The sequence below is a fragment of the Nonomuraea sp. NPDC052116 genome (genome assembly GCF_040680035.1).
GTDB classification, from domain to species: Bacteria; Actinomycetota; Actinomycetes; order Streptosporangiales; family Streptosporangiaceae; genus Nonomuraea; species Nonomuraea angiospora_A.
Genome location: NZ_JBFAWA010000012.1, coordinates 267,055 through 285,729 on the forward strand (window position 1 = coordinate 267,055; position 18,675 = coordinate 285,729).

Below are 18,675 nucleotides of genomic sequence, written 5' to 3' on the forward strand. Positions count from 1 at the left end.
ATGGGAATCACCCAGGGGACGGCACGGCGCGCGGGAGGGTGCGATGACCGATTCGGCGATGGTGCGGTTCTACCAGGACAACGGCTACCTGCTGGTCAAAGGGCTGCTCGGCGCGGCTGAGGCGCGGGCGTACCGGGAGGAGTGTCACGCGGTGCTCGCGCGGCTGCGCCCGACGGACCCCACGTGGGGGAGCGCGCGGGAGATCGGCGGGGCGGGGACCGAGCTGCGGCACTGCCACGACGCGCAGTTCCACTCGGCCGCCTTCGCCCGGCTCATGGTGGATCCGCGCTTCACCGACGTCGCCGCGGCCCTGATGGGCTCGGAGAACGTGCAGCTCCACCACACCAAGATCTTCGTCAAGCCCGCCGAGAAGGGCTCGCCGTTCCCCATGCACCAGGACGCCGCGCACTTCCCGCACACCCGCCACACCATGGGCGCGGCGATCTTCCACTTCGACGCCGCGCCCGAGGAGAAGGGGTGCGTGCGCGTCGTGCCGGGCAGCCACAGGTACGGGCCGCTGCCGCACCTCGAGGCGGGCGGGTGGCACCTGCCGCTCGCGGAGTGGCCGCTGGAGGCCGCGGTCCCGGTCGAGGCGGAGGCCGGGGACGTGCTGTTCCTCAGCTATCTCACCGTGCACGGGTCCGGGGTCAACCGGGCGGACGAGGCGCGTACGACCCTGCTCATCCAGTACCGCGACCCCGAGGACCAGCCCGCCGACGACGTCCACCGCTCCCGGGGCCAGGGCATGATGCTCCGCGGGATCGACCCGACGGGATCGTGACCATTCCGTTATCGACCTCTCGTATCGAGGCGGAGGCGCCGCTCTCGTACGCCACAGAGGGAAGAACGGAGACGGTGAGATGAGCATCGACTACATCCGCGAACCAGCTACATCGGGCGGCTCCGAACGATTCGGGCCGCCCTGGCAGGGCATCACGCTTCCCCGCGAGATCCTGGACCGGCACGGCGCCAGGATCCTCGACCCCTGGGACGTCCCCCTCGACCCGGGCGAGCGCCGGCCCGACTCCACGGTCTACCGTTCGGACGTGCTGCTCTTCCCCGGGCAGGCGCTCCGCTCCGACGAGGTGGTCTCCTGGATCGACCGGGCGCTGTCCGGGATCCAGCTGGAGCTGTCGCCGGTCAGCGTCAGGCGCGCCCGCGAGCGGGATTACGGGCGCGAGACCGTCTGGCTGCCCGGCGTGCTGGAGATCCAGAAGGAGGCGCAGGACGTCGAGGTCGACGCCTGGCGTGCCCTCCGCGTCGTGCGCAGGGCGCTGCGCGCCGAGTCCGACGGGTGGCCGTTCAAGGCGGTGCTCGCCACGATCTCGCTGGACCACCTGTTCGTGGGCTCGGCCACGAGCGGCATCGGCTCGCTCAGCCTGGGCGGCGAGCCCGCCACCAGTGGCCATGCCGTGATCGAGGAGCCGCAGACGAGCGCCCGGCCGGGGTACGGGCGCGTGCCCGTGACCGTGGTGGCCGGGCCGCCGCGCCGCAGGTCGCTCGCCCAGCTCGGCGGGCGCAGGATCACGGTGGTCACGCTGGACACCGGCGTGACGGAGCACCCCTGGTTCAGGCCGGTGACCGACCCCGACGCCTTCCTCACCGTCGATCCGGCCGGGCAGCAGCTCATCGAGGACTCCCACCCCGCCTACCAGGGCCGCGACGTCGCCAGGCTCGTCGGCTACGAGGACCTCGGCGAGCTGCCCAACCCGCTCATCGGCGTACTGAACTCCCACACCGGGCACGGCCTCATGCTCGCCGGCCTCGTCGCGCAGATCGCGCCGGACGCCCGCGTGCTCATGTACAAGGTCATGCACAGCGACGGCGTGGTCCCCCTCGAGGCCGTGCACGCGGCGCTCGACCGGCTGCTGGCGCTCATGGCCTCCGGGACCGCCGTGGACGTGCTGTGCTGCTCCTTCGGCGGCTTCTCCGAGGCGGGCGACCCGGCCATGCAGGCGCTGTTCGACAAGGTCAACCAGCTGCGGGCACGCGGCGTCATCGTGGTCAACGCCGCCGGCAACTACGCCACGACCAGGCCGTTCTACCTCGCCGCGCTGTCCGAGACGGCCGTGCCCGGCCCGCCGCTGGCACCCATGCTGGGCGTCGCCGCCAAGAACCCCGACGGCACGATCGCCATCTTCAGCAACGAGCACCCCGCCGTCCGGTGGCGCGCTCCCGGCGCGATGGTGGTCAGCACGTTCCCGCCGAAGTTCAGGGGCGCCCAGAACGCGATGCTCACCACGGGCGAGCGCGCCTCGCTCGACTGCGACGCCGTGGGGCCGTTCTGCGGCTGGAGCGGCACGTCGTTCGCCGCCCCGATCGTCGCCGGCACCATCGCCGCCGAGCTCACCAAGACCCTCGGCCAGGTCGGCGTCGATCCCGTCCAGCGGGCCAGGCAGGTCGTCGACGCGATGGTCGACGACAAAGCCGTACGGCCGGAAATCGTCCCCATCTGATGACCGGCGACCCCGCACTCGAACGCGCGCCCGCTCCCGGCCGGCGCCGCGACCGGCTGGCCGCCCTGCTGGTCGAGGCCCGGGAGGGCAAGAGCGGCGCGCTGGACGCCATCGTCGCCGAGCTCACGCCCGTGCTCTGGCACACCGCCAGGAACCAGGGCCTCAGCCCGCAGGCGGCCGAGGACGTCGTCCAGACGACCTGGCTGATCCTGCTGCGCCACCTGCACACCATCTCGGCGCCGGGCGCGCTGATCGAATGGCTCGTCACCACCGCCCGGCGCGAGGCGTGGCGGGTCAGCGCCTCCTCGCGCAAGGACGACCTGCCGGGCGACGACGCGTTCGAGGAGCTGCCCGACCCCGTGCTGACGCCGGACGAGCTCCTCGTGCACGACGAACGGCGGCGCGCGCTCTGGCAGGCCGTCGAGAGCCTGCCCCAACGGTGCGCCGAGCTGCTCAGGATCATCGCCTTCGTGCCTCGTCCGCACTACGACGCCGTGGCCGCCGCTCTGGGCATGCCGATGGGCAGCATCGGACCCACGCGCGGCCGGTGCTTCGCGAAGCTACGCCGCCTGCTCGCGGAGGACCCCGATTGGAGCCCCCGATGAACCCGGCCGACGGGACCGACCCTCCCCCCTTCACCGCCGAGGACCAGCTCCTCATCGAGGACATCGCCGACGTCTACCGCACCGTCGACCCGGTCCCCGCCACGCTGGTCGAACGCCTGCAGTTCGCCCTGGCCCTCGAATCCCCTGAGCTGGACTTCGAGATCCTCCGCCCGCAGGAGGAGGCCCCGCTGCCGGCGGGCGTCCGGGGCGGCGAGGACAGCCGTACGATCACCTTCGACAGCGAGGTCCTCACGATCATGATCAGCGTGACCGCGCGGGACGAGGACGCCGTACGCGTGGACGGCTGGCTCGCGCCGCCGGGCGACCACCTGGTCGAGCTGCGCACCGGTGAGGGCCCGCGCACGGTCAGGGCCGACGACCAGGGCCGCTTCGTCCTGGACGCGGTGCCGCGTGGCCTGTCGCAACTCGTGGTGCGCCAGGGACTGGACGATCCGGCGCGGGCGACGATACTGGCGGTGACGCCCTCACTCATTCTCTGACCACCGCGAGGCGCGATTGCGGGACAGTGGGCGTGCAGCGTCGCTCCGGGAGCGAGTGGAACGCCTGCACCGGCTCAGCGTCGAGGCGACCGACGACGGCCGCCCGGCCCTGGCCGCCCGCAGACTCCGCCGGGCCCTCACCCTGCTCGAATCGGCGACTGAAGGCGGATCAGCGGCTGAGGACCGCGACGGGCCTGACGGCCTGGTCGCCCGGGTGCTCACCAGCCTCGCGCATGCCGAGGCCGAGCAGGGGCGGACCGAGCTCGGGATGGAGCTGCTCGACCGGGCCCAGCGCCGCGCGCCACCGGCCGAGCTGGCCATCGTGCACGCCCAGCGTGGCCTGATGCACCTGCGCATGGGCGCCGGCACCGAGGCGCTCCGGGAGCTGGACATCGCCGCGCCCCTGCTCGCCGACGGCGACCGGGTCGAGCTGGCCAGGGTGCTGCTCAACCGGTCGGTCATCCACCTCATGGCCGGTCGGATCCGCCTGGCCAGGGACGACGCGCGCCGCAGCGCGCAGCTCGCGCACGCCCACGGGCACGAGGTGATCGCGGCCAAGGCCCTGCACAACGACGGCTACTGCGACCTGCTGCTCGGCGACGTGCCGGCGGCGCTGGCCGTGTTCGCCCGCGTGGACCGGCTCTACGAGGACGTCAACCCCGGCTTCCGCCCGGTGCTGGCGCTCGACCGCGCCAGGGCGCTGCTGGCGGTCGGCCTGACGGACGAGGCGGGGCGCGTGCTCGACCGGGCCATCGACGGGTTCCGCAGGCAGCGCCTGATGCAGGACTACGCCGAGGCCGAGCTCGCCCGGGCGCAGTGCGCGCTGGACGCGGGCCGGCTCGCCGAGGCGCGCGCCCGGGCGCGGCGCGCGGAGACGCACTTCAGGCGCCGGGGGAGCACGGCGTGGGCGCTGCGCGCGGCACTCATGCGCCTGCGCGGCGAGGAGGCGGGCGCGGCGGGGCGGGTGGCCAGGCGGGCGGCGGAGCTGTCGGCGGGGTTCGCGGCGTTCGACATGGCGGATGACGCCGAGCTGGCCCGGCTGGTCTCGGTCAGAGCCCTGATCGCCGCCGGCCGCCTCCCCGAACCAACAGCCGCCGCCCCGGGAGGTGGTGCGGGGTCGCGGAGGGCGTCGTTGGAGGTGCGGCTGATGCGGCACCTCGCCGCCGCCGAGCTGGCGGGCGCGCACGGGGAGCGGGGCCTGGCGCTGCGCCGGGTGCGGGCCGGGCTGGCGCTCGTGCACTCGCACCGCGGCCGGCTGGGCAGCCTCGACCTGCTGACCGGCGTCGCCGCGCTCGGCGCGGACCTGGCCGCGTACGGGCTCACCACGGCGCTGGCCGGCGGGTCGGCCAGGCAGGTGTTCGCCTGGTCGGAGCGGTGCCGGGCGCAGGCGTTCCGCCACCGGCCGACGCGCGCCCCCGAGGACCCCGCGACCGCCGAGGCGCTGGCCGAGCTGCGCCGGCTCGCCGAGCGGATGCGCGCCGACGAGGCCGCGGGACGCCGGCAACCCGGGCTGCGCAGGCGTTGCCTGGAGCTGGAGCAGGTGATCAGGGAACGCGGCTGGCAGCTCCCCGGCGTCGGCCCCGGCCTGGCCCCCGCGCCCGTCGGCGCGGTCGAGGAGGCGCTGGCGGCCCGCGACGATGCCATGGTCAGCCTGCTCAACGTCGGGGGCAGGCTGCTGGCGCTGGTGCTCGTGCGCGGCCGGTGCCACCTGTACGAGCTCAGCGCGTACGAACCGGTCGCCGAGGCCGCCCGCAGGCTGGCCGGAGACCTCAACGCGCAGGCCGGGCGCACCCTGCGGCCCGCGCTGAGAGAGGTGATCGAGTCGTCCGTCCGGCGGCAGCTGGCGACCATCACCGACGCGGTCATGGCGCCCCTGCGGCAGGTGTTGTCCGGCGCGCGGGGGATCGTCGTCATCCCGACGATGGGTCTGTCCGCCGTGCCCTGGGGCCTGCTGCCCGACCTGCGCGGCCGGCCCCTGGTGGTGGCGCCGTCCGCGCTGGTGTGGCTGTCGGCCGGGCGCGGGCGGGCGCCGTACGGGCCCGACGGCCCGCCCGTCCTGGTCGCCGGGCCCGGCCTGGACCACGCCGAGACGGAGGTCGAGCGGCTCGCGGCCGTGCACCCCAAGGCGCGCCGGCTCAGCGGCGGGCCGGCCACCGTGTCGGCCACGCTGGAGGCGCTGGACGGCGCGTCCCTCGCCCATTTCGCCGCGCACGGGCACCACGAGCGCGAGAACGTGTTCTTCTCCCGCCTGGACCTGGCCGACGGGCCGCTCATGGCGTACGACCTGCAGCGGCTCGGCAGGGCCCCCGGGCACGTCGTCCTGTCGGCGTGCGACGTGGGCCAGGCGGTGGTGCGGGCGGGGGACGAGCTGCTCGGCTTCACCGCGGCGCTGCTCCATCTGGGCACGTCCACCGTCATCTCCAGCCCCACCCGGGTGCCGGACCACGTCGCCGAGGCGGTCATGACGGCCTACCACCGGGGCGTGGCCGAGGGTGCCGCCCCGGCCGACGCGCTGGCGGCGGCGTCGGCCGGGGAGCCCGCCGCCACGTTCATGTGCTTCGGCGCCGGCTGATCACAAGAGGTTCGGCCGGGCGGCCGGAGCCCGCCCGGGTGGAGCGTTCCTAGGAGGCCAGGGCGGCGGTGATGGCGCCCTGGACCGTGTCGTGCACGGGCACGTGGGCCATGATGCCGGTCAGCTCGAAGAGCCGGGCGGGCATGCGCTGGACGGCGGCCAGGTGGACCGCGCCGCCGTCCTTGAGGCAGTTGGTGGCGCAGGTCAGCAGCACGTGCAGACCCGAGCTGTCCATGAACGGCACCTCCGACAGGTCGAACACCAGTCTGCCCGCGGGCGCCGGCTGGACCTGCGCGATGTACGCCTCGAGCTGGGCGCGGTTGGCGGCGTCCATCTCACCGATCACGGCGATCACGGTCACGCCGGGCAGTTGCTGGTGCGCAAGCCTCAGTCGCGGCATCTATGCCTTCACCGCTCTCGCCCGGCTTAAGTTGACCATCAATGAAGGATAATGCGCCGGAGACGTTGGCGATATCCCGGTTTTTCCTCGGACGACAAGGGGCTGTTCGTGTCAGTGCCCGTGGCCGTGGCCGACGAACGCCGCGGCCGGTCGGCCAGGCGGCACCAGCCCCAGCGAGACGGCCGCCGCGACCACCGCGACGACGGCGCACAGCGTGAGCCCCGCGACGAAACCTCCGACGCCTCCCGCCGAGCCGGGCGCGAGGCTCGACGCGGCGACCGTCGAGACGGCGGCCACGCCGATCGAGCCGCCGAGCTCGTGGAAGGTGCTGATGACGCCGGACGCCACGCCGTTCTCGCCGGGCGGGATGTTCGCCATGGTCGTCGTGGTGGCCGTCACGAACGCCGGCCCGATGCCCAGCGCCGCCAGGACGAAGCCGGGCAGCAGCGTGGTGTACGCGCTCGCGTCCGGTGAGATGCGCGTCATCAGCGCCGCCCCCGCCGCGGTCAGCACGAAGGACGCCACCGCCACCGGCCGCCCGCCGATCCTGCCGATGAGATGCCCGCCGAGCTGCGCCCCGATGGTGATCGCGATCGCCACGGGCAGGAAGAGCAGGCCCGTCTCCAGCGCGCTGAACCTCAGCACGTGCTGGAGGTAGAGCGAGCTGAGGAAGAACAGCCCCAGCATCAGCCCCGTCGCCATCAGCATGACGAACGTCCCCGAGATCACCGGCCGCCTGGCCAGGGTCTCGGCGCGCATCAGCGGTGACCGTACCGACCGCTCGACCACCACGAACAGGACGTACAGCAGCACCGACCCGGCCAGCGGCAGCACCGTGCCCGCCGCGCCCCAGCCGGCGTCGCCCGCCGTCACCAGCCCGTAGATCAGCAGCGCCGTCGCCAGCGTGACCACCAGCGCGCCGGGCACGTCGACCCGCTCGCCCCGCCCGCGCGCGGGCGGCACCAGGGCGGGCACGGCCGCCAGCACCACCAGCCCGATGGGGACGTTGACGAAGAACACCCACGACCATCCCGGCCCGGCGGTCAGCACGCCGCCGACCAGCACGCCCAGGGCCGCCCCGGTGCCGCCGATGGCCGCCCAGACGCCGAGCGCCCGGCCGCGCCGCTCACCCGTGAAGGTGGTGGTGATCACGGCCAGCGCGGCGGGGGAGAGCAGCGACGCGCCGACCCCCTGCAGTGCTCGCCCGGCGATGAGCGCGGCGCCGCTGTCGGCCAGCCCGCACAGCAGCGAGGCCGCCGTGAACAGCCCCAGGCCCGCCAGGAGCGTGCGGCGGGCGCCCAGCGCGTCCGCGAGCCGCCCGCCGAGCACCATCAGCCCGCCGAAGCAGAGCGTGTACGTGGTCACGACCCAGGTGAGGGACTCGCGGTCGAGCGCGAGGTCCTCGCCGATGGTCGGCAAGGCCACCTGTACGACGGTGATGTCCACGATCAGCATGAACTGGGCCAGGCACAGCAGCACCAGCACACCCCATCCGCCGGTGCGCCGCCCGGCGGGAGCCGTATCAAGGCTCATCGGATACCCTCCTTAACTTGAACACTGGTGTTCAAGTTAGCACGCATGAACCATACGTGGGTAGGGCATGCTGAGGGGCCGCGAGAGCCCGCGGTCAGGGCCGGTAGGGTTACGGCCGGGTGGGAGCGAGCAGCGAGAGCATCGTCCTGGTCAGCACCAGCTCGACCTCCTCGGGCGCGAGCCGCCCCGCCTCACGCTCCTGCGCGGCGGCGTGGATGATCGAGAAGAACGTCGTCACCAGCCACTCCGACGGCAGGTCCGTACGGAACTCGCCCCCGCGCTGCCCGCGCACGATGAGCCGCTCCACCCGCCGCAGCGGCCTTTCGTGGTGCTCCCTGATCCGCTCCGTGGCCAGCACCCGGTCGGCGGCCAGGAACAGCCGGCGGTGCCGGTCGAGCACCTCCCACGACGAGCGCAGCAGCCGCGCCATGGCCTCGGGCGCGGGGGCCGTGTCGAGCGAGTCGTCCGCCAGCACCCCGTCCGCCACCTCGACCGCGTGGTCGAGCACCGCGTCCACGAGCGCCTCGCGCGACGGGAAGTGGCCGTACAGCGTCACCCGGCCCACCCCGGCGGCCTTGGCGACGTCCGCCACGCTGGCCGTGGGGTCCGCGCTGAGCAGCCTGGTGCCGGCTTCGAGGATCGCGGCGATGTTGCGCTCGGCGTCCGCGCGCCGGGCGGGTACGGGCTGTCGTGCCGCGGTCTTGGCCATGCGACCAGCCTACGACGCCGCGCGGGTCACAGCTCCAGCACGTGGTCCAGCAGCGACTGCAGCGTGACCGCTCCCACCAGCCGGCCCCCGTCGACCACGGCGACCAGCGGGCTGCGCGTCCGCGCCATCAACGCCGCCAGCTCCAGCACGGTCGCCTTCAGGTCGGCCACCGGCAGCTCCTTCGGCTGCTCGGGCAGGCACTCCCGCACGGTCCTGCCCCCGAGCCGCCGCAGGAACAGGTCGGCGTGGGCCTCGTCCACCACCCGGGCCAGCGCCGGGTCGTCCTGGCAGTAGGCGGGCACCGCCAGCCGCAGCACCTGGGTGCCGGGCAGGATGCTGAGGGGGCGCCCGTCGGGGTCGACGAGGATGAGCCCCGGCAGGTCCTGCTCCGCCAGGAGCTTCGCGGCTTCCAGCGCCGGGGTGTCCAGAGTGACCGTCGGGAAGTCGACGGCGAGATCGCGTGCGCGCATCAGTGGCCTCCGGCGCCCAGCCTACGTCGCCCCCACCGCCGCCGGGTCGTCAAGGGCGCGTGGGGTTCGCGTCAAGGACGCGTAAGTGCGCCGGCGTCACCCGGGCCTGTTACGGTAGTGCGCGGTGCGCCGGGAAGTCTGGTCGGCTCGGATGTCGGCTGGGGTTCGACGGGGGAGGCGCTCTCGATGCGTGACCTGTGTGGCGGGGCCAGGTGATGAGCATGATGCCGTCGTTCTTGACCCGTTTCCGGCATCCGGCGCAGGTCGTGGCCGCCGGGTTCGTGCTGGCCATCGGGATCGGCACCGTGCTGCTGACCCTCCCGATCGCCACCACCGAGCGCGCGCCCGCCGACTGGGTCGTGGCCCTGTTCACCGCCACCTCGGCCGTCTGCGTCACCGGGCTGGTGATCGTGGACACCGAGTCGCACTGGTCGGTGTTCGGGGAGGTGGTGATCGCGGGGCTCGTGCAGGTGGGCGGGCTGGGGATCATGACGATGGCCACCCTGTTCACCCTGCTCGTCTCCGGCCGGCTCGGGCTGCGGGCCAGGATCGCGGCGCAGACGGAGACCAAGACGCTGAGCATGAGCGACGTGCGCCGCGTCGTGCGCAAGGTGGTCCTGTTCAGCCTCGTGTGCGAGGCCGTAGCCGCCGTCGTGCTCACCGCCCGCTTCGCCATCGGATACGGCGAGCCGCTGGGCCGGGCCGCCTACCTGGGCGCCTTCCACGCGGTCACGGCCTTCAACAACGCCGGGTTCGCGCTCTGGCCGGACAGCCTCATGCGGTTCGTCGCCGACCCGTGGATCTGCCTGACCGTCGCGCTCGCGGTCATCGTCGGCGGGCTCGGCTTCCCCGTGGTGTTCGAGCTGGCCCGCTCCTGGCGGCACCCGCGCAAGTGGAGCGTGCTGACCCGGGTCACCGTGGGCGTGAGCGTCACCCTGCTGGTGCTGGGCACCCTGGTCTTCCTGATGACCGAGTGGCGCAACCCCCGCACGCTGGGCGCGCTCGACGACCCCGGCAAGCTGCTGGCCGCGTTCTTCGCCGCGGTCATGCCGCGCTCGGCCGGGTTCAACACCCTGGACATCTCCCAGATGTACCCGTCGAGCTGGCTGGCCACCGACGTGCTGATGTTCATCGGCGGCGGCAGCGCGGGCACGGCGGGCGGGCTCAAGGTGACCACGTTCGGGCTGCTGGCGTTCGTCGTCTGGGCCGAGGTGCGCGGCGAGAGCCGGGTCAACATCGGCCATCGCAGGCTTCCCGAGGCCACGCAGCGCCAGGCCGTCACGATCACGGTGCTGGGCGTCACGCTGGTCGCCGCGTCCACGTACGTGCTGCTCGCGCTCACCCCGCACGGCCTGGACCAGGTGCTGTTCGAGGTGGTCGCGGCGTTCGGCACGGCGGGGCTGAGCACCGGCATCACCCCGAGTCTGGGCGTGGCCGGCCACCTGCTGCTGACGGTGCTGATGTTCATCGGCAGGATCGGCCCGCTCACCATGGGCTCCGCGCTGGCGCTCAACCAGCGCTCCCGACATTACGAGCTACCCGAGGAGCGAGTCATCGTTGGCTGACAACACCCCCGTCGTGGTCATCGGCCTCGGCCGGTTCGGCACGTCGCTGGCGCTGGAGCTGACCCGGCGCGGCACCGAGGTCCTGGCCATCGACCACCGGCCCAAGGTCACGCAGAGCCTGGCCGGGCGGATCACGCAGATCGCGACCGCGGACGCCACCGACATGGAGGCGCTGCGCCAGCTCGGCGTGCCCGACTTCTACCAGGCGGTGGTGGCCGTCGGCGGCGACATCGAGGCCAGCATCCTCACCACGTCGCTGCTGGTCGAGCTGGAGATCAACGACATCTGGGCCAAGGCGATCAGCACCCAGCACGGCCGGATCCTGAGCCGCATCGGCGCCCACCACGTCGTCTTCCCCGAGCACGACATGGGCGAGCGGGTGGCCCACCTGGTGAGCGGGCGCATGCTCGACTACATGCAGGTGGACGAGGACTTCGCGCTGGCCAAGACCACCCCGCCCAAGGAATACGTCGGCGTCCCGCTCGGCCGCTCCAACCTGCGCCGCAAGTACGGCGTCACCATCGTGGCGGTCAAGGCGCCGGGCGAGGAGTTCACCTACGCCACCGCCGAGACCGAGCTGTCCTACGGCGACGTCGTCCTCGTCTCCGGCCGGACCGAGCAGGTCGAGCGCTTCGCCGAGCTGCCCTGACGGAGCCGGCCGAAGAACTCGCGCAGGTCCGTCACCAGCAGGTCCGGGGTCTCCAGCGCCGCGAAGTGGCCCCCGCGGCCGAACTCCGTCCAGCGCACCACGTTGTGCACCCGATCGGCCAGCGGGCGCACCGAGAAGTCCGTCGGGAAGACGGCCGCCGCGGTGGGCACCGTGCCCCGCTCCTTGGGCGCCCACGCGCTGAAGTCGTTGAACCGCTCGTAGTACGTGTGCGCCGTCGACCCCGCCGTCTGCGTGAACCAGTAGATGCCGACGTCGGTGAGGATCCGGTCGCGGTCCACGGCGTCCTCGGGCAGCTTCGCCTCGGGATCCGTCCAGTCCTTGAACTTCTCCACGATCCAGGCGAGCTGCCCGGCCGGCGAGTCGTGCAGCGCGGCGGCGAGGGTCTGCGGCCGGGTGCCGTGCAGCTGCATGTACGCCCCGAGCTTGTCCTGCCACTCCCGCATCCCGGCCATCCGCGCCTGCTCGGCCTCGTTCAGCGAGCCCATCACGGCCGGGTCGGGGAAGGTGAGCAGCCCGTTGACGTGCACGCCGATGACGTGGTCCGGCGCGGCCCGGCCCATCAGGGGAGCGATGAAGGCGCTCACGTCGCCGCCCTGGACGCCGTAGCGCTCGTACCCGATCCGGGACATCAGCTCCACGAGCGCGGCCGCCGTGCGGCCGTCCGTCCAGCCGGCGCCGGGCAGCGGGCCCGAGAAGCCGTAGCCGGGCAGCGACGGGATGACCAGGTGGAAGGCGTCCTCGGCGGCGCCGCCGTGCGCGACCGGGTCGGTGAGCGGGCCGATGACGTCGAGGAACTCGACGACCGAGCCGGGCCAGCCGTGCAGGAGCAGCAGCGGGGTGGCCTCCGGCTCGGCGGAGCGGACGTGCAGGAAGTGCACGTCCGCGCCGTCGACCGTGGTCGTGAACTGCGGGTACGCGTTCAGCGCCGCCTCCTGGGCGCGCCAGTCGAAGCCGTCGGCCCAGTACGCGGCCAGGTCGCGCAGGTAGCCGGTGGGCACGCCGCGCTCCCAGCCGGTGCCGGGCAGCTCGGGGGCCCAGCGCGTACGCCGGAGGCGGTCGCGCAGGTCGTCGAGGTCGGCCTGCGGGATGTCGATGCGATAGGCGGTGATGCCGTTGTTCGTCATGTCCGCGACAGTAGAAGGGATTGGTGACAGGTCCTGGCACCGATGTCCGGCAGAATCATCCTCATGTTGGAGACCTCGGCGCGGCTGCTCCGCCTGCTGTCCCTGCTCCAGTCGCGCATGGATTGGAGCGGCGCCGAGCTGGCCGAACGGCTGGAGGTCGGGCTGCGCACCGTGCGGCGCGACATCGAGCGGCTGCGCGAGCTCGGCTATCCCGTGGACGCCACCCCCGGCGTGGCCGGCGGCTACCGGCTCGGCGTGGGCGCCGCGCTGCCGCCGCTGCTGCTGGACGACGAGGAGGCGGTGGCCGTGGCGATCAGCCTGCGTACGGCCGCGACCGGCAGCGTCGCCGGGCTGGAGGAGGTCGCGCTGCGGGCGCTGGCCAAGCTCCACCAGGTGCTGCCGTCGCGGCTGCGGCACCGGGTGAGCGCGTTCCAGGCGGCGACGGTGCCGCTGGCGGGCGCGGCGGCCCCGGAGGTGAACGCCGACGTGCTGGCCGGGCTCGCCGCCGCCTGCCGCGACCACCGGCGCCTGCGGCTGCGCTACCGGGGGCGGGACGGCGTCACGGCGCGCGAGGTGGAGCCGCACCGGCTCGTGCACACGCCGCGCCGCTGGTACCTGCTGGCGTGGGACGTGGCCAAGGAGGACTGGCGGACGTTCCGGGTGGACCGGATCGAGGATCCCCTGGGGGAGCCGGGGGCCCGGTTCGCGCCGCGGGCGGTGCCGCAGGAGGACGCGGCCGCGTACGTCTCGCGCGCCATCACCTCCGCGCCCTACCGCTACCGGGCGCGCATCCTCTTCCACGCGCCCATGGAGGCGGTCGCGCCGCGCACCTCGCCGGGGGCCGGGCGGCTGGCGGCGGTGGACGAGCGCACGTGCCTGTTCGAGGCCGGCTCCAACTCGCTGGAGGAGCTGGCGATCCACGTCGCGGCCAAGGGCTTCGACTTCGAGGTGCTCGACCCGCCCGAGCTGGCGCCGGTGCTGCGCGAGGTCGCCGACCGCCTCATGAGAGCGGGCTCGCGAGCGTAAGGTATGGGGACATGTCCGACGAACTTCCCATGACCGTGGACGAGGCCATCGCCGCCGAGCGATCCGGCCGGAACGTCAAATATCTGTACTTCTGGGGCCACCAGCCCGCCCGCGACGGCGGCGTCGGACCGGGGTGCCTCAGCCAGTGGTGGCCGGTCACCTTCACGGAGGACGGCCACACGTACGCCTCGGCCGAGCACTACATGATGGCGCACAAGGCGTGGCTGTTCGGCGACGGGGAGAGCGCGGACAAGATCCTCGAGGCCGGCCACCCGGGCGAGGCCAAGGCGCTGGGCCGGACCGTACGGGGCTTCGACGAGCCCACGTGGGACGCCCACCGCTTCGGCATCGTGGTGCGCGGCAACGTCGCCAAGTTCGGGGCGCACGACGACCTGGCGGAGTTCCTGCTCGGCACGTCGGGCCGGGTCCTGGTGGAGGCGAGCCCGCTGGACCGGGTATGGGGCATCGGGCTGGCGGCCTCGGACGAGCGGGCCGCGTCACCGGCCGCGTGGCAGGGCGCCAACCTGCTCGGCTTCGCGCTGATGGTCGCCCGCGACACCCTGCGCGCCCGCCGTCAGGAGGGGAACCGCAGGTAGCCGGGCGGCACGTGGTCGGCCAGCCACACCCCGTTGGCGCTGACCCGGAACTCGTGCCCGCCGGCGTGCATCGCCCCGGCCGCGACCACCAGCACCACGGGCACGCCCCGCCGGGCCCCCACCCGCGTCGCCGTCTCCCGGTCGGGCGACAGGTGCACGTGGTGCCGGTTCATGGGCCGCAGGCCCTCTGCCTTGATCGCCGCCAGGGAACGGCCCACGGTGCCGTGATAGAGCACCTCGGGCGGCCGCACGGCGGGCAGGTCGAGATCCACCGGCACCGAGTGCCCCTGGCTCGCCCGGATCCGGCCGTCCTCGATCGCGTAGCGCCGCTTGTCGTTGGCCTCGACGACCTTCCACAGCTCCGCGGCGGTGATCGGGAACCCGTGCTCGGCCGCCGCCCGTAGCAACGTGTCCACCGGCACCCACCCGTTCGGGTCCAGCGTGAGGCCGATGCGCCCCGGGTCGTGCCGCAGGTGCCTGGCCAGGTATTTGGAAACGCGTATCAAGCGTCGTTCGTCCATCACCGCCATGATCCCGCGCCCGTCAACCGGGTTTCGACGTGACTGTCCCCGGGTGTCGCAGCCCGCCTGCGACGTCCCGCAAAGTTACCTTTGACCTGGGGGAACTCCTTGCCGGGGGAAGGACAGGACAGACATGAGCCACACCGACGACTTCGTGCTGGACGTCAGCAGGATCCGTGACCAGGTGCGCCAGAAGATGAACGAAGGTCCGATCACCGGCACCTTCGGACACGACCCGCAGAAGGTCATCAACATCCTCAACGACGTCATCGCGACCGAGGTGGTGTGCTGGCTCAGGTACACCAGGCACGCCATCTCGGCCAAGGGGATCGACCGGGCGCAGGTGTCGGCGGAGTTCACCGAGCACGCGCAGGAGGAGCTGCAGCACGCGCTGCGCGCCGCCGAACGCGTGAGCCAGCTCGGCGGGGAGCCCGACTTCGACCCCGCCAGCCTCGTGCAGCGCTCCCACACCGACTACCAGGTCCCCGCCGACACGGACCTGCGCGGCCTGCTGGAGGCGAACCTCTGGGCCGAGCGCATCGTCATCTCCACCTACCAGGAGATCATCCGCTGGCTGGGCGAGGGCGATCCGACGACGCGGCGGCTCATGGAGTCGATCCTCGAAGAGGAAGAAGAGCACGCCGACGACCTCACCGATCTGCTCGGCGTCTAGGGCCGGGCGGCGGACGATGGCGGACGAAGCTATGGACAGCCTGATCAGAACACCGGCCGCGCGCCCGCGCCGGCAGCTCGAGATCGACGTGGAGCCGCTGCAGCGGCGGCTGGAGGAGACGGTCGACGGCGAGATCCGGTTCGACACCGGCAGCCGCGCCGCCTACGCGCGGGACGCCTCCAACTACCGGCAGGTGCCCATCGGCGTCGTCGTGCCCTACACGCTCGACGCCGGGGTGGCGGCGGTGGCCGCGTGCCGCTCCCGCGACGTGCCGGTGCTGTCGCGGGGCGGCGGCACCAGCCTGGCCGGGCAGTGCTGCAACGTGGCCGTGGTGATCGACTGGTCCAAGCACTGCGGCGCGGTCGAGTCCGTGGACGTCACGGGCAGGCGGATCACCGTGCAGGCGGGCGCGGTGCTGGACGCGGTCAACAACGTGCTGGAGCCGGAGGGCCTGATGGTCGGGCCCCGGCCGTCCAGCCATCCGACCTGCACCATCGGCGGCATGATCGGCAACAACTCGTGCGGGGCGTCCGCGCAGGCGTACGGGAAGATGTCGGAGTCGGTGCTGCGGCTGGAGATCCTCACCTACGACGGCGTGCGCATGTGGGTCGGACCGACCGACGACGACGAGTACGCCAGGATCCAGGCCATGGGCGGGCGGCCGGCCCAGCTCTACCGGCAGCTGCGCGAGCTGCGCGACGACACCATGGAGCTGGTGCGCACCCGCTTCCCCAAGCTGGAGCGGCGCATCTCCGGCTACAACCTCGACCAGCTCCTGCCCGAGAACGGCTTCAACCTGGCCCGCGCGCTCGTCGGGAGCGAGGGCACGCTGGTGACCGTGCTGCGCGCCGAGCTGGCCGTGGTGCCGAGGCCGGCCGCGCGGTCGCTGGCGGTGCTCGGCTTCGAGGACATCTTCGCGGCGGCCGACGCCGTCCCCGCCGTGGCCGGGCACCGGCCGCTGGCACTGGAGGCCATGGACGACCGGATGTGCCGGCTCGCCCGCCAGGAGCGTCCCGACGATCTCGCGCTCCGCGACCTGCCGGAGGGGCGGGGGTGGCTGCTGGTGCAGTTCGGCGGCGACACCGCCGAGGAGGCGCTCGAACGGGCGCACGGGCTGATGCGCGACGTGGGGCAGCACGCGACCCACAGCTTCCTCGGCGACCCGGCCAAGGAGGACGAGCTGTGGCGCTGGCGCGAGGCCAGCCTGGGCGTGGAGGCGTACCCGCCGGAGGGGCGGGAGACGTACGAGGGCTGGTCGGACGCGGCCGTGCCGCCCGAGCGGCTGGGCACGTACCTGCGCGACTACGAGCAGCTGCTGCGCCGCCACGGCTACGCGGACTCGGCCCTGTACGGGCATTTCGGACAGGGATGCGTGCACGGGAGGCTCCCGCTCGACCTGCACACCGACGACGGGATCGACCGATTCCGGGCGTTCGCGGAGGAGGCGGCCGACCTGGTGGCCGCCTTCGGCGGCTCGCTGTCGGGGGAGCACGGCGACGGGCAGGCGCTGGCCGAGCTGCTGCCGCGCATGTACGGCGACGAGGTGGTGGAGGCGTTCGGCCGGTTCAAGGCGATCTTCGACCCGCGCAACCGGATGAACCCCGGCAAGGTCGTCCACCCCAACCGCCTCGACCAGGACCTCGCCCAGCGGCACTTCTACCCGCTGGAGCCCCGGCAGAAGTCCTTCGACTACCAGCGGGACCACGGCCGGTTCGGGCACGCCGCCACCCGGTGCGTCGGGATCGGCAAGTGCCGCCAGGACACCTTCGAGGGCGGGGTGATGTGCCCCAGCTACCGGGTGACGCGCGAGGAGGAGCACTCCACGCGAGGACGGGCCCGGTTGCTGGGGGAGATGGTGCGCGGCGAGCTGATCACGGACGGCTGGCGCTCGGCCGCCGTGCGCGACGCGCTCGACCTGTGCCTGGCCTGCAAGGGCTGCCGGTCCGAGTGCCCGGTGAACGTCGACATGGCCACGTACAAGGCCGAGTTCCTGTCCCATCACTACCGGCGCCGGATCCGGCCCCGCGAGCACTACTCCATGGGCTGGATGCCGATGTGGGCGGCGCTCGCCTCCGCCATGCCCGGCCCGCTCAACGCCCTGGCGCACACGCCGGTCCTGTCGCAGCTGGTCAAGGCCGTCGCGGGGGTCGCGGCCGAGCGGGAGCTGCCCCGCTTCGCGAACGAGCGCTTCACCGACTGGTTCAAGCGGCGGGGCCCGGCGCGGCCCGGCACGCGGGGCAAGGTGGTGCTGTGGGCGGACACGTTCACGAACAACTTCGACCCGCACATCGGGCAGGCGGCGGTGAGCGTGCTGGAGGCGGCCGGGTTCGAGGTGCACGTGCCGCCGGTGGCGCTGTGCTGCGGGCTGACCTGGATCTCCACGGGACAGCTCGGGGTCGCGCGGCGGGTGCTGGCCCGCAGCGTGCGCGCGCTGCGGCCGTGGGCGGAGTCCGGGATCCCGGTGGTGGGGCTGGAGCCGAGCTGCACCGCCGTGTTCCGCGCCGACGGGCCGGAGCTGCTGAACACGCCGGACACGCGGCTGCTGTCGGAGCGCACGCTGACGCTCGCCGAGCTGCTGGAGTCGCGGGCGCCCGACTGGCGCCCGGCCTCCCCGGGCGGGGAGGCGGTGGCGCAGGTGCACTGCCACCAGAGCGCCATCATGGGGTACGACGCCGACCGCGCCGTTCTCGACCGCTTCGGCATCCGCACGGAGGTCCTGGACGCCGGCTGCTGCGGCCTGGCCGGGAACTTCGGGTTCGAACGCTCGCACTACGACGTCTCGGTGGCCTGCGCGGAGGAGTCCGTCTGGCCCGCCGTCCGGGCGGCGGGCCCTGACCAGGCGATTCTCGCGGACGGCTTCTCCTGCCGCACCCAGATCGCCGCCTCCCGCACCGGCCGCCAGGCCCGCCACCTGGCCGAGCTCCTGGCCACGTCGCTGTCCCGCCCGGAAGCCGGCTGAGCCACCCTCGTGGTGCTTCCTGCGGGCAGAGCGAGTACGCCGCCCGCAGGAAGCACAACGGAAGCGATCCGGTAGCGCTTTGCGCAACTGTCGGGTCTGTCCTGAAAGATCCTTTCTCCTCTTCCTCATACGAGGTCACGTCGAATGTCCACATTCTTACGCTGGGCGCCAGTCCGTACCAGAACGCTGGCGGTGCTGGCTCTGCTCACCGTCCTGGGCTCGCTGCTCACCGCGCCCGCCGCGTCCGCCACCGCGGCGGGCGCGCCGATGCTGCCCCTGTTCGTACGCAGGGCGAG

The 18,675-nt window shown here is 73.2% G+C and carries 17 protein-coding genes; 11 read left to right on the forward strand and 6 right to left on the reverse strand.

Annotation, left to right across the window (positions count from 1 at the left end):
• Positions 1-43 precede the first annotated feature (43 nt).
• The 5 genes from AB0L65_RS24920 (at position 44) to AB0L65_RS24940 (ending at position 6,133) form a co-directional block, all read left to right on the forward strand.
• A complete protein-coding gene (locus AB0L65_RS24920) occupies positions 44-781 on the forward strand; it encodes a phytanoyl-CoA dioxygenase family protein (protein WP_350727721.1) in 738 nt (245 codons plus the stop codon).
• A gap of 79 nt (positions 782-860) precedes the next feature.
• Positions 861-2,456 carry a S8/S53 family peptidase gene (locus AB0L65_RS24925; protein ID WP_364249255.1) on the forward strand — a complete coding sequence of 532 codons (1,596 nt, stop codon included), beginning with the start codon at positions 861-863 and terminating at the stop codon, positions 2,454-2,456.
• Positions 2,456-3,061: a sigma-70 family RNA polymerase sigma factor gene (locus AB0L65_RS24930; RefSeq protein ID WP_364249257.1), complete on the forward strand. Its 606-nt coding sequence runs from the start codon at positions 2,456-2,458 to the stop codon at positions 3,059-3,061. The genes AB0L65_RS24925 and AB0L65_RS24930 overlap by 1 nt, the downstream gene beginning before the upstream one ends.
• A complete protein-coding gene (locus AB0L65_RS24935) occupies positions 3,058-3,561 on the forward strand; it encodes a hypothetical protein (protein ID WP_364249259.1) in 504 nt (167 codons plus the stop codon). Before AB0L65_RS24930 ends, AB0L65_RS24935 begins: the two co-directional genes overlap by 4 nt.
• 55 nt (positions 3,562-3,616) lie before the next feature.
• Positions 3,617-6,133: a CHAT domain-containing protein gene (locus AB0L65_RS24940; protein WP_364249261.1), complete on the forward strand. Its 2,517-nt coding sequence runs from the start codon at positions 3,617-3,619 to the stop codon at positions 6,131-6,133.
• 49 nt (positions 6,134-6,182) lie between these two features.
• Here AB0L65_RS24940 and AB0L65_RS24945 read toward each other — a convergent pair whose 3' ends face one another.
• From AB0L65_RS24945 to AB0L65_RS24960, 4 genes are all read right to left on the reverse strand, one after another.
• Entirely contained in the window at positions 6,183-6,533 is a 351-nt protein-coding gene (locus tag AB0L65_RS24945; RefSeq protein ID WP_364249263.1) for an STAS domain-containing protein, read from the reverse strand.
• A gap of 111 nt (positions 6,534-6,644) precedes the next feature.
• Positions 6,645-8,066, reverse strand: coding sequence for an MFS transporter (locus AB0L65_RS24950; protein ID WP_364249265.1), 1,422 nt, complete (start codon positions 8,064-8,066; stop codon positions 6,645-6,647).
• Between the two features lie 109 nt (positions 8,067-8,175).
• Positions 8,176-8,775: a TetR/AcrR family transcriptional regulator gene (locus tag AB0L65_RS24955; RefSeq protein ID WP_364249267.1), complete on the reverse strand. Its 600-nt coding sequence runs from the start codon at positions 8,773-8,775 to the stop codon at positions 8,176-8,178.
• Positions 8,776-8,801: 26 nt separating this feature from the next.
• Positions 8,802-9,245: a CBS domain-containing protein gene (locus tag AB0L65_RS24960; RefSeq protein ID WP_350727734.1), complete on the reverse strand. Its 444-nt coding sequence runs from the start codon at positions 9,243-9,245 to the stop codon at positions 8,802-8,804.
• Positions 9,246-9,466: 221 nt separating this feature from the next.
• Here AB0L65_RS24960 and AB0L65_RS24965 point away from each other — a divergent pair, with 221 nt between their 5' ends.
• Entirely contained in the window at positions 9,467-10,810 is a 1,344-nt protein-coding gene (locus AB0L65_RS24965) for a potassium transporter TrkG (protein WP_364249269.1), read from the forward strand.
• On the forward strand, positions 10,803-11,459 hold the full coding sequence (locus AB0L65_RS24970) for a TrkA family potassium uptake protein (RefSeq protein WP_364249271.1): 657 nt from the start codon (positions 10,803-10,805) through the stop codon (positions 11,457-11,459). The genes AB0L65_RS24965 and AB0L65_RS24970 overlap by 8 nt, the downstream gene beginning before the upstream one ends.
• On the opposite strand, the gene AB0L65_RS24975 is transcribed toward AB0L65_RS24970, so the two are convergent.
• Positions 11,393-12,604, reverse strand: coding sequence for an epoxide hydrolase family protein (locus AB0L65_RS24975; RefSeq protein WP_364249273.1), 1,212 nt, complete (start codon positions 12,602-12,604; stop codon positions 11,393-11,395). The two genes, AB0L65_RS24970 and AB0L65_RS24975, sit on opposite strands and share 67 nt — an antisense overlap.
• Before the next feature lie 63 nt (positions 12,605-12,667).
• Between AB0L65_RS24975 and AB0L65_RS24980 the strand changes: the two genes are divergently transcribed.
• Positions 12,668-13,630, forward strand: coding sequence for a WYL domain-containing protein (locus AB0L65_RS24980; RefSeq protein WP_364249275.1), 963 nt, complete (start codon positions 12,668-12,670; stop codon positions 13,628-13,630).
• An 11-nt stretch (positions 13,631-13,641) separates the two neighbouring features.
• Positions 13,642-14,226, forward strand: a complete 585-nt coding sequence (locus AB0L65_RS24985; RefSeq protein ID WP_364249277.1) for an NADAR family protein — start codon at positions 13,642-13,644, stop codon at positions 14,224-14,226.
• Here AB0L65_RS24985 and AB0L65_RS24990 read toward each other — a convergent pair.
• Complete coding sequence (locus AB0L65_RS24990; RefSeq protein WP_364249279.1) at positions 14,205-14,747, reverse strand: RNA 2'-phosphotransferase; 543 nt, start codon at positions 14,745-14,747, stop codon at positions 14,205-14,207. The two genes, AB0L65_RS24985 and AB0L65_RS24990, sit on opposite strands and share 22 nt — an antisense overlap.
• A 133-nt stretch (positions 14,748-14,880) precedes the next feature.
• Here AB0L65_RS24990 and AB0L65_RS24995 point away from each other — a divergent pair, with 133 nt between their 5' ends.
• Entirely contained in the window at positions 14,881-15,420 is a 540-nt protein-coding gene (locus AB0L65_RS24995; RefSeq protein ID WP_364249281.1) for a DUF892 family protein, read from the forward strand.
• 16 nt (positions 15,421-15,436) lie between these two features.
• Entirely contained in the window at positions 15,437-18,379 is a 2,943-nt protein-coding gene (locus AB0L65_RS25000; RefSeq protein WP_364249283.1) for an FAD-linked oxidase C-terminal domain-containing protein, read from the forward strand.
• The last annotated feature ends 296 nt before the right edge of the window (positions 18,380-18,675 follow it).

Coding starts and splice junctions, on each gene's coding strand:
- AB0L65_RS24920 (WP_350727721.1), top strand. CDS start 44: ATGACCGATTCGGCGATGGTGCGGTTCTACCAGGACAACGGCTACCTG.
- AB0L65_RS24925 (WP_364249255.1), top strand. CDS start 861: ATGAGCATCGACTACATCCGCGAACCAGCTACATCGGGCGGCTCCGAA.
- AB0L65_RS24930 (WP_364249257.1), top strand. CDS start 2,456: ATGACCGGCGACCCCGCACTCGAACGCGCGCCCGCTCCCGGCCGGCGC.
- AB0L65_RS24935 (WP_364249259.1), top strand. CDS start 3,058: ATGAACCCGGCCGACGGGACCGACCCTCCCCCCTTCACCGCCGAGGAC.
- AB0L65_RS24945 (WP_364249263.1), bottom strand. CDS start 6,533: ATGCCGCGACTGAGGCTTGCGCACCAGCAACTGCCCGGCGTGACCGTG.
- AB0L65_RS24950 (WP_364249265.1), bottom strand. CDS start 8,066: ATGAGCCTTGATACGGCTCCCGCCGGGCGGCGCACCGGCGGATGGGGT.
- AB0L65_RS24955 (WP_364249267.1), bottom strand. CDS start 8,775: ATGGCCAAGACCGCGGCACGACAGCCCGTACCCGCCCGGCGCGCGGAC.
- AB0L65_RS24960 (WP_350727734.1), bottom strand. CDS start 9,245: ATGCGCGCACGCGATCTCGCCGTCGACTTCCCGACGGTCACTCTGGAC.
- AB0L65_RS24965 (WP_364249269.1), top strand. CDS start 9,467: ATGATGCCGTCGTTCTTGACCCGTTTCCGGCATCCGGCGCAGGTCGTG.
- AB0L65_RS24975 (WP_364249273.1), bottom strand. CDS start 12,604: ATGACGAACAACGGCATCACCGCCTATCGCATCGACATCCCGCAGGCC.
- AB0L65_RS24980 (WP_364249275.1), top strand. CDS start 12,668: ATGTTGGAGACCTCGGCGCGGCTGCTCCGCCTGCTGTCCCTGCTCCAG.
- AB0L65_RS24985 (WP_364249277.1), top strand. CDS start 13,642: ATGTCCGACGAACTTCCCATGACCGTGGACGAGGCCATCGCCGCCGAG.
- AB0L65_RS24990 (WP_364249279.1), bottom strand. CDS start 14,747: ATGGACGAACGACGCTTGATACGCGTTTCCAAATACCTGGCCAGGCAC.
- AB0L65_RS24995 (WP_364249281.1), top strand. CDS start 14,881: ATGAGCCACACCGACGACTTCGTGCTGGACGTCAGCAGGATCCGTGAC.
- AB0L65_RS25000 (WP_364249283.1), top strand. CDS start 15,437: ATGGCGGACGAAGCTATGGACAGCCTGATCAGAACACCGGCCGCGCGC.